Source organism: Proteus myxofaciens ATCC 19692, from assembly GCF_001654855.1.
Lineage (GTDB): Bacteria > Pseudomonadota > Gammaproteobacteria > Enterobacterales > Enterobacteriaceae > Proteus > Proteus myxofaciens.
This window is the reverse complement of sequence record NZ_LXEN01000003.1, coordinates 20,240-30,672: the sequence shown is the minus strand read 5'-3', so window position 1 is coordinate 30,672 and position 10,433 is coordinate 20,240. Positions and strand designations below refer to the sequence as shown.

General features: G+C 34.9%; 8 protein-coding genes. 5 read left to right on the top strand and 3 right to left on the bottom strand.

Annotation, left to right across the window (positions count from 1 at the left end):
- The first annotated feature begins 20 nt into the window (after positions 1-20).
- Both M983_RS00255 and nifJ read left to right on the top strand, forming a co-directional pair.
- Complete coding sequence (locus tag M983_RS00255) at positions 21-557, top strand: metallophosphoesterase (protein ID WP_066745207.1); 537 nt, start codon at positions 21-23, stop codon at positions 555-557.
- A 179-nt stretch (positions 558-736) separates the two neighbouring features.
- Positions 737-4,297, top strand: a complete 3,561-nt coding sequence (gene nifJ, locus M983_RS00250) for a pyruvate:ferredoxin (flavodoxin) oxidoreductase (RefSeq protein ID WP_083954507.1) — start codon at positions 737-739, stop codon at positions 4,295-4,297.
- A gap of 103 nt (positions 4,298-4,400) precedes the next feature.
- Here nifJ and ydeE read toward each other — a convergent pair whose 3' ends face one another.
- Entirely contained in the window at positions 4,401-5,582 is a 1,182-nt protein-coding gene (ydeE, locus tag M983_RS00245; RefSeq protein ID WP_066745203.1) for an efflux MFS transporter YdeE, read from the bottom strand.
- Between the two features lie 293 nt (positions 5,583-5,875).
- On the opposite strand from ydeE, the gene accA reads away from it, so the two are divergent.
- Positions 5,876-6,838 carry an acetyl-CoA carboxylase carboxyl transferase subunit alpha gene (gene accA, locus M983_RS00240; RefSeq protein WP_066745200.1) on the top strand — a complete coding sequence of 321 codons (963 nt, stop codon included), beginning with the start codon at positions 5,876-5,878 and terminating at the stop codon, positions 6,836-6,838.
- A gap of 78 nt (positions 6,839-6,916) precedes the next feature.
- Complete coding sequence (locus tag M983_RS00235; protein WP_066745219.1) at positions 6,917-7,804, top strand: LysR family transcriptional regulator; 888 nt, start codon at positions 6,917-6,919, stop codon at positions 7,802-7,804.
- A 5-nt stretch (positions 7,805-7,809) separates the two neighbouring features.
- Here M983_RS00235 and M983_RS00230 read toward each other — a convergent pair whose 3' ends face one another.
- Positions 7,810-9,312, bottom strand: coding sequence for an MFS transporter (locus M983_RS00230; protein ID WP_066745197.1), 1,503 nt, complete (start codon positions 9,310-9,312; stop codon positions 7,810-7,812).
- A gap of 151 nt (positions 9,313-9,463) precedes the next feature.
- Between M983_RS00230 and M983_RS00225 the strand changes: the two genes are divergently transcribed.
- Positions 9,464-10,060 (top strand): TetR/AcrR family transcriptional regulator, encoded by a 597-nt coding sequence (locus M983_RS00225; RefSeq protein ID WP_066745194.1) that lies wholly within the window; start codon positions 9,464-9,466, stop codon positions 10,058-10,060.
- Between the two features lie 97 nt (positions 10,061-10,157).
- On the opposite strand, the gene M983_RS17315 is transcribed toward M983_RS00225, so the two are convergent.
- On the bottom strand, positions 10,158-10,331 hold the full coding sequence (locus M983_RS17315) for a hypothetical protein (protein WP_342671333.1): 174 nt from the start codon (positions 10,329-10,331) through the stop codon (positions 10,158-10,160).
- Between the last annotated feature and the right edge of the window lie 102 nt (positions 10,332-10,433).

Here is a 10,433-nt window from a genome sequence, read left to right as displayed (position 1 = left end):
GGATCATCTAAGAATTTACTATGATTTATTTTACTTCAGACACTCATTTTTGCCATTCAAATATTCTTAACCTCTGTGATCGTCCTTTTAATAGTGTTAATCATATGAATGATTCTCTAATACATAACTGGAATGCTTATGTAACGGATAGAGATGATATTTATATTTTAGGGGATTTTTTATATCGAGGGACAGGAAAAGATGCTAATAGAATATTACATCGATTAAATGGACGAAAATATCTTATTCGTGGAAATCACGACAAATTTTTAGATGATCCTGAGTTTGATCTTTCAGCTTTTCAATGGGTAAAAGATTATTATGAATTGGATTATCAAAAACGAAAAATTGTTATGTTTCATTATCCCATATTAGAATGGTCCGGCTTTTTCCGTGATGCTATCCATCTTTATGGACATGTGCATAATTCAGGAAAAGATCCTTCTCAACGTAAACGTTTAGAGATATTAGGACAAAATGCAATTAATGTTGGCGTTGATGTGAATAATTTTTTCCCAATAAGTATCAGCTCAATACTTAAACAAGTCTCTAAATAACACGAATACGATAAATAATTTAACACCTTGTTAAATATAAAATTTATTTGCTTATGAATATTGATCCGCATCATCAAATTGCGAGTAAATAAATAAAGAAACACAAATACGATAATGGCCTATTGTTGATTTCTGTTAATTTCAAAAAATAAGAAAAGTATCAATAAAAGGTCATTATTGTGAGCAATGAATTACAGCAAAATATTACAACGGATGCTAACCAAGCCGTTGCATCTGTCGCTTATCGTTTAAATGAAGTTATTGCTATTTATCCCATTACCCCAAGTTCAACGATGGCGGAATATGCAGATCATTGGGCTGTTAATCAGCAACCTAATTTATGGGGTGATACTCCTCGTTTAATGGAAATGCAATCAGAAGGTGGCGCTATTGCCACTGTTCATGGCGCATTACAAACAGGTGCATTAGCGACAACTTTTACTTCATCTCAGGGATTATTATTAATGATCCCTTCACTTTACAAAATAGCAGGGGAATTGACCCCCTTTGTATTACATGTTGCTGCACGTACTGTTGCAACGCATGCATTGTCTATTTTTGGTGATCATTCTGATGTGATGGCGATTAGGCAAACAGGTTGTGCGCTACTTTGTGCAAATAGCGTACAAGAAGCGCAAGATTTTGCTGTTATAGCGCAAATGGCAACATTAAATAGCCGTATTCCTTTTGTGCATTTTTTTGATGGTTTTAGAACATCACATGAGATGAATAAAATCATTTCAATTAGCGATAATGAACTAAAACAACTGATTTCTTATCAAGCAATAGAAGCACACCGACAACGTGCACTATCTCCTGAAGCTCCTGTGATTAGAGGAACATCTGCAAATCCTGATACTTATTTCCAAGCAAGAGAAGCTTCTAATCCTTGGTATGATAAAGGCTATCAACATGTTGCAGAGGCAATGTCGCTATTTGGTCAAGTAACAGGACGAAACTATCAGCCATTTGAATATTATGGTGATCCCCAAGCTACGCGTATCATCATTTTAATGGGTTCAGCAGCAGGCCCTTGTAAAGAAGTTATTGATATACTGAATGGTCAAGATGAGAAAGTCGGCTTACTTTGTGTGCATCTTTATCGACCATTTTCTGCTGAGCATTTTATTAATGCCATTCCTCATTCCGTTGATAAAATTGCAGTTTTAGATAGAACAAAAGAGCCAGGATCACAAGCTGAACCACTTTATCTTGATGTTATAACGGCATTAACAGAAGCCTTTCAACAAGGTAAACGAGCGACGTTACCTATTACAATTTCAGGTCGCTATGGCTTATCTTCTAAAGAATTTGATCCTGATTGTGTGATGGCGATATTTAAAGAGTTACAACAACAAAAACCTAAACGTCGTTTTACTGTGGGTATTTACGATGATGTAACTTATCTATCATTGCCAACCATAGAAATGGAATTACCAGAGCAACATCAATTAACCGCACTATTTTATGGATTGGGAAGTGATGGCTCAGTTTCTGCGACTAAGAATAATATTAATATTATCGGTAATAACACGCCATTACATGCACAAGGCTATTTTGTTTATGATTCTAAAAAAGCTGGTGGATTAACCGTTTCGCATTTACGAGTCAGTAAAAAACCTATTTATTCAACCTATTTAATTAAAAGTGCTGATTTTATTGGCTGTCATCAATGGCAATTTATTGATAAATACCAAGTTGTAGAAAAATTAAAAAAAGGCGGGACATTACTTTTAAATACACCTTATCCAGCACACATTGTATGGGCTAAATTGCCTCAAGAAGTGCAAGCTTTACTTATCGAAAAACAGGCAAAAATATATACGATAAATGCGTATAAAATTGCAAGAGAGTGCCAATTAGGGGCACGCATTAATACTATTATGCAAACAGCCTTTTTCCATTTAACAGCACTTTTTTCTGAAGAAGATATTGCCCAATATTTACATAATACCATTATTAAAAGTTACCAGAAAAAAGGTGATGCACTGGTTAACTCTAATTTAGATGCCGTTGCTCAAACACTATCAGCGTTAGAGGAAGTGCCATTAGGCAATGTATTATCTGATAGTCCTTATAAATCACCTATTGTTGCTGAAAATGCACCTGATTTTGTGAAAACAGTGACGGCTATGATGATGGCGGGATTAGGAGATAGCTTGCCAGTTTCAGCATTTCCTCCTGATGGCACATGGCCAACAGGAACAACACAATGGGAAAAGCGTAATATTGCCGAATTTATCCCTGTATGGAAACCCTCACTTTGTACACAGTGTAACTATTGTGTTGCTGCGTGTCCTCATGCTGCTATTCGAGCTAAAGTTGCTAAACCTGAATTACTAGAGAATGCACCTGTTACTTTAGAAAAACTACCTGTAAAATCTCGTGAAATGAGAGGATTAGATTATATTCTACAAGTTGCACCTGAAGATTGTACAGGGTGTAATTTATGCTATGAGGTTTGTCCTGCTAAAGATAGGCAAGATCCAAGTATTCGTGCAATTAATATGGTTGAAAAACTTAATGTATTAGAGCGAGAAAAACAGAATTTTGCTTTCTTTAATGCATTACCCGATTTACATCCCTCAGAGCTTGATAAAATTGATATTCGAACATCACAATTAATTACGCCATTATTTGAATATTCAGGTGCATGCTCAGGCTGTGGTGAAACAGCTTATATCAAGTTATTAACGCAACTTTATGGTGATGAGCTTCTTATTGCGAATGCAACGGGATGCTCATCTATTTACGGTGGTAATTTACCAACGACACCTTATACCACAAATAGAGAAGGCAGAGGTCCTGCTTGGGCTAACTCACTCTTTGAAGATAATGCTGAATTTGGTTTAGGTTTTAGATTAACGCTTGATCAGCATAAAAAACGCGTTGAACGTCTTTTAAATCGATTTGCGACAGAAATACCAGAATCGCTTTATCAAACACTCACTAATGGTGGTACCAATAGCCAAGATAAGCGTAATGCAATTAGCGAATTATCAGCTCTACTAGGAAAAAGTAGTGATCCACTGGCTAAAGAACTACTTAACGATGCACATTATTTAATGAAGAAAACAGTGTGGATGGTAGGTGGTGATGGTTGGGCTTATGACATTGGATTTGGCGGTCTTGATCATGTGCTAAGTAGTGGTGAAAATGTCAATGTATTGGTGTTAGATACACAATGTTATTCAAATACAGGTGGTCAACAATCTAAAGCAACACCAATGGGTGCTATTACTAAATTTGGTGAAGAGGGTAAAAATAAAGCACGTAAAGATTTAGGTGTGACAATGATGATGTATGGCAATATTTATGTTGCACAAATCGCAATTGGTGCTCAAATGAATCAAACAATTAAAGCTATCCAAGAAGCTGAATCTTATCAAGGACCTTCATTAATTATTGCTTATAGTCCATGTGAAGAACATGGTTATGATTTAGCATTTAGCTTCGATCAAATGAAACAGCTAACTGCTTCTGGATTTTGGCCTTTATATCGTTTTGATCCTCGTCGTGAAAAAGAGGGTAAAAATCCATTAATATTAGACTCAAGAGCGCCAACTCAACCTATTTCTGCGGTAATACATAAAGAACAACGCTTTAACCGATTATTTAAAATATATCCAGATAAAGCGACGACACTGACAAATCAGGCACAAGCAAATATTGAAAAGAAATATGCTCTTCTTAATTTATTAGCAGAAAAAGCAGAAAAAAATACCAGAGCTGAAGCTTAAGAAATAAGATTTAAATAGAATAAAACAAAAGACACTAAATTGGGGTTAGTTCAAATTTAGTGTCTTTTTTATTCTTTATAAAATAAATGATAATAAGTAAATACTAAAGGGTGGCGTTTCTACTTGTATTCATTCCTTTGATCATGCAAAGCCAAGCAAATGCGGCAAACCCCATTAAAATAGCAAATAAAGAAACAGGTGGTAAAGAAGTTAAAATATATCCGCTAACTAATGGGTTAAGGGCTGAACCTAGCCAACCTAACGATTGTGCTGAGAAATAACTTGCCTTCATTCCTAGTGGGGCAATATTATCGATTAACATATACTCACCTGGCGCATAAATTAATTCGCCAAATGTAAATACTATAATAGCGAATGCCCAAAAGAGTAGGTTATCACCTGCCATCATAAATCCCGCCAAGCCTAAAATAAAAAAGACAGTGCCTAATGTCATTAATTTGCGCAGTCTTTCAACAGTGACATATTTTCCAACAATATATTGTAAAGAGACAACAATCGCCGCATTAACGGGTAATACAACTGCGATGACGGATTCAGCCAATTTTGCGTCATAAACCACTAAAATATATTGTGATATACAAGAAGCAAATGAACCAAAAGTTAAAGTGCCAAAGAATGCCGATAAAACAAACCAACTAAGCGCTTTATCTTTAAAAAGAATGCGTGGATCCCACTTAACCTGAGTTTCTTCACTATTTGTTACCATTTTTGAGCGCTGAACAAATAATTGGATGGCAAATAAAGGAATACATGCAGAAATAGCGGCTAACCAAAAAGGCAATTGCGTACCATACATTAATAATAACGTGCCTATTGGTGGTCCTACCGTCCATCCCATATTAAGAAAGGTATAATTTATAGAAAATATCTTAGGTTTGACTGCAACAGATAATGTCTCAGAAAAATAGGCTTTTAATACAGTCGCGAAAACAAGATAAGAACAGTTAATAACTGAAAAGAAAATAACAACAAGAATTGTGCTATTAACTAAAGGAATTGACGCAAATCCAATAATAAAAATCATAATGGAAAAAAGCATATAGCGTTTTTTTTCAAACTTATCAGCAAATATACCAAAGACAAGGCTAAAAAATATGCCTGTGGTTAAAGCAACTGACATGGCAATCCCGATATCATCAACAGAAAGCTGATACTGCTTAGATAAATAAATTGCCATAAAGGGAAGCGTTGCACCTCTACCTATAGTCAGTAGAAGTGATGAAAATAATAGGGTGATAGTAGAGAGTTTTTTAGTTTGCAACATAGTATCTTTATTTTAATTATATGAATTATAGAATATTTTTTTGAAAGTGATGACTTTTTCGCGGGTGAGAAAAAGAGACATTGCACACTGTATATTAATACATGAGTTATTCATTTCTGTATAGTGTAAAAGCTGTTAATTTTACGTTAAATTTATTTAACTACTTTATTGCTAAAGATTATCCCATTTTTGATAATAGTCTTTGCCAAATTCTTGTATATCGCTGTTTCTCTATTTTTTCTAGACTGAACTCATATTTGTTTATATTTTTTGCACAAAATATGAGGTTTATTATGTCGCTTAGTCATCTTGAATTTGAAAAACCTATCATAGAGTTAGATGAAAAAATCGAGGCTTTATTGACTTTTAAGCGCTCTCAAGATGAAGCGTTGTCTGTTAATTTAGATGAGGAAATATCAAAGTTAAAACAAAAAAGTTTATCTTTAACTCGAGCTATTTTTTCTGATCTTGGCGCATGGGACATTGTGCAATTAGCTCGCCATCCTATGCGACCTTATACACTCGATTATATTAGTGAGATTTTTACAGATTTTCAGGAATTAGCGGGTGATAGAGCTTATGCTGATGATAAAGCAATTGTGGCAGGATTAGCGCGTTTAAATAAACAACCAGTGATGGTTATTGGGCAACAAAAAGGCCGTGGGACTAAAGAAAAAATACGTCGTAATTTCGGTATGCCATCACCAGAAGGTTATCGAAAATCACTACGCTTAATGAAAATGGCAGAACGTTTTCATTTGCCTGTTATTATTTTTATTGATTCTGCTGGCGCTTATCCTGGTGTTGGTGCTGAAGAGCGAGGACAATCAGAAGCGATTGCACGTAATATTTTTGAAATGTCACGCTTAAAAACACCAGTTATTTGTACAATAACAGGAGAGGGATGTTCAGGTGGCGCATTAGCAATAGGTGTTGGCGATCGTATTAATATGTTGCAATACAGTACCTATGCTGCAATTTCTCCTGAAGGCTGTGCTTCTATTTTATGGAAAAATTCTGATAAAGCACCATTAGCGGCAGAAGCCATGGGAATGACAGCGCCAAAATTACAATCATTAGGCATTATTGATTCGATTATTCCTGAGCCATTAGGTGGTGCTCATCGTAATCACAAACAAGCCGCACAGTTTCTTAAAGAGCTGTTATTAAAAGATTTAGCACTTTTAAAAAGTTATTCAATAGAAGAATTGGTTGATATGCGCTATCAAAAATTAATGTCTTATGGCTACTGCTAAATTATTACAAGTAAATTTAAGATGAATGCTACACTGCCTATATTAGGAAATAGAACTTTATTAGGTAGTGACGTTTTTATGCAAATTGATCTTAATTTATTACGTATTTTTTCTGCTGTTGCTGAGAAGGAACAATTTGCCGCTGCTGCACGTTTTCTTTCTATGCCAAGTTCAAATATTAGTCGTGCAATCAAACAACTTGAGCATCAATTAAATTGCCAATTAATAGATAGAACAACACGAAAAATGCGTTTGACTGAGCAAGGTAAACAGTTATATCAGCAAGCTAAAATATCATTAGATGAACTTGATAGTGCGGTTAGTAATATTACAAGTGATGGCCCTTTAACAGGGACTTTTCGACTCACGATACCCAGTGAATACGGTAGCGAAATGCTAGCTGATGTATTAGCTGATTTTGCTACACTTCATCCTAATCTCACTATTGCCTGTGATACTCAATTAATGCCTAGAAATATCATTGATGATGATATTGATTTACTATTAACTTTTCATCGAGGGAATTTGGCAGATAGTAGCTATCATTCTCGTTTAATTAAATCATGGCAAAGCGTTGTTGTTGCATCTGAAGAATTATTAAGTAAAACAGGTATTCCTACACAAATAGAGCAACTGAGTCAGTTACCTTGTATATCAAGTTTTAGTGCTATTGAAGGGCAACCTTGGATATTTGTTGATAAAGATAAGCAACCTATTAAAGTGACTATTAATAGCCATTATCGTGTTAATAGTGGCATATTAGCAGCAAGAGCAGCCTTAAAAGGTATTGGTTTTGCAATATTATGTAAGGACTGTTGTAAAGAAGAAATAGAAGCAAAAAAATTGCGAGTTATTGAATTTCCTCAACAACCCGCCTCTATTAATTTGGTTGCTATCTATGCAAATCGAAGTAAACTTTCTCGTAATATTGATAGCTTTATTACCTATTTAACTCAACATTTATAAAAGAGTTAATCTGTCATTTGTTGAGTTACTGCGCCATTTTTTAATTTTAATGGGAATAACACTATTACCAAGGTGACAAAACAAGAAATACCCGCAGTAGCGATAGCATAAGCAAAGCCTGAATTAAATGCTTCTGGTAATAAAGCAATAAATGATGGTGCTAACGCATTATGTGTATTCTCTGTCACAAGGCTTATGATATCGATATTACTTGCAGGTATTCCTAATAGCTGACTTTGTTCAATCATATAATGGATAGCTTGTTGCACCATTAATGTCCCTAATAATGCAATTCCCATTGTCATTCCTGTTTGTCTTAATGCATTCATTGTCGCTGAAGCCATACCTGAACGAGAAGGCGGAACACTTTTCATCACTAAAGCACCAATTGCGGGTGTTGATAATCCCATTCCTGCACCTAATACAAATAAATAGCATCCCGTAATTCCATAATGACTATCTGTATGTAATGTTGCTAATAAACAAGACGAAATAGCGATAAATAAAAAGCCACATACCATTAATTTTCTAACAGAAAAATAAGCAGAAAAACGACCAAAAGACATCGAGAAAAGTGCCATAGCAATAAATTCTGGTGCCATTCTCCAACCTGTTTCTAGCGCACTCCAACCTTGTGCTTTTTGTAAAAAGAAGGCGATAAAAAATACATTACTATAGGTAGCAAAACCTAATGTAAATGATGAAAGATTATATTGAAAGAAAGCTCTATCTTTAAAAAGGTGTAAAGGAAGTAAAGGTCGTGGAACGCGTTTTTCAATCATAATAAAGAGTACTAGGAAAATAGCACCAGTAATCAATGTTGAAAGTGTTATTATATGCGACCAGCCGACAGAGCCAGCCTCAATAAGACCATAAGTTAATAAACCTAGACCTAACATACTTGTTAATTGTCCTAGAGGATCAAGTGCCACATTTTCAGGATCTGCACTTTCTTTTAATCCATACCACCCTAATAAAACGGTAATAACACCAATCGGAATATTAATAAGAAATATACTAGGCCAGCCACTAACATGGACTAAAACACCACCTAATATAGGGCCAATAATTAACGATAATGCGCTTACAGAAGACCATATTCCAATAATTCTAATACGTTCTATATCAATAGGAAAAGCATGAGTAATTAAGGAAAGAGCACCGGGTATAAGTGCAGCAGCTGCAATACCTTGAATAATTCTACCCACAATAAGCATTTCATGTTGCTGAGCGATAGCACAAAGCAATGAGCCTAATGTGAAAACAACCACACCCCATAACCATACTTTTTTTCGACCAAAACGATCACTTAAAGGTCCTGATGAAAGAATACATGCTGATAAACATAAAGCATATGCATCAACAATCCATTGTAATGTTGCCATATCGGCATGGATATCATTTTGTATCGTTGGCAGTGCAACATTTACAATACTAATATCCAACGTTGCCATAAATGTCCCTAAGCAGATAGCACTGATAAGCGACAATCGTTTTAAATAAGTCATAAGTTTATTGCCTTAATTATTGAATATTATCGACATCATAATACTCGACCGACCGTCGGTCAATCACTATTGATAATGAGTTTCATTCATCATGATTGAGACTATGTTCAATATAGAGTAATCTTTGGAAGCGACTTGAAGGAGATAAGCAATGTCAGAAAAAGAACAAATTATAGATAAACCAAGAACGAAGCCTGCAGAAATACGTTTAGAAGAATTAATGAATGCAGCAGAAGCGCTTTTTCTTGAAAAAGGATTTGAAGCAACAACCGTTAGCGATATCGTAAAGCAAGCCGGTGTTGCTAAAGGTACGTATTACCACTATTTTTCGGCGAAAACAGATGTCCTTGATGCGCTTAGAATACGTTATATGGATTGGTATATTAATATGGTTGAAGAGGCCATTGCCCGTTGCCAGCCAGATGCATATCGTGAAAAATTAAAACAATGGTGCGAAACGAGTGTTATAGCGTATGTTGAAAAACGAGAATTACATGACATGTTATTTCATCAAGCATTTCACCAAAGCAGTAATATTCATGAAAATAGGGCAATGCAACAGTTACAAACTATTTTAATTGGTGGCGCGAAAAATAAAACATGGCAGGTTTTACAGCCTGATTTAACCAGTACACTTATTTATCATGGCATGCATGCTGCTGTTGATAATTTAGAGCATAGCAAAGAGTATGATGCCAAAACGTTAGGTAATATGTTATATAAACAATTTAGCCAATTATTAAGCTAACTATGATGTGCACAATGGCAAGCTCCCGTGAATAATAATAAAAAAACAGCAAATAACGAGATTTATTCTCGTTATTTTTTAATGATAATTATTGTTATTACTCTTTAATTTTTAAGCTATCTAATAACATATCTAATGTGGATTTGGCATCTTGCAGCGCTTTATCACCATTAATACTATTAGCGATAGATAATGCTGCCGCTTCTAAACTACCATTAATAAAAATAGCGAGCATTTCAGGATGTGTATTGATAAGAATATTATGATCAATAAGTTGGCTAATATCAAAAACACAGACAGATTAAGTGAATAGAAAATATAAAAATAAGCCTCAGATAGTAGCGACGATACTCAATTATCTAAGGCTTATATT

Coding starts and splice junctions, on each gene's coding strand:
- M983_RS00255 (WP_066745207.1), top strand. CDS start 21: ATGATTTATTTTACTTCAGACACTCATTTTTGCCATTCAAATATTCTT.
- ydeE (WP_066745203.1), bottom strand. CDS start 5,582: ATGTTGCAAACTAAAAAACTCTCTACTATCACCCTATTATTTTCATCA.
- accA (WP_066745200.1), top strand. CDS start 5,876: ATGTCGCTTAGTCATCTTGAATTTGAAAAACCTATCATAGAGTTAGAT.
- M983_RS00235 (WP_066745219.1), top strand. CDS start 6,917: ATGCAAATTGATCTTAATTTATTACGTATTTTTTCTGCTGTTGCTGAG.
- M983_RS00230 (WP_066745197.1), bottom strand. CDS start 9,312: ATGACTTATTTAAAACGATTGTCGCTTATCAGTGCTATCTGCTTAGGG.
- M983_RS00225 (WP_066745194.1), top strand. CDS start 9,464: ATGTCAGAAAAAGAACAAATTATAGATAAACCAAGAACGAAGCCTGCA.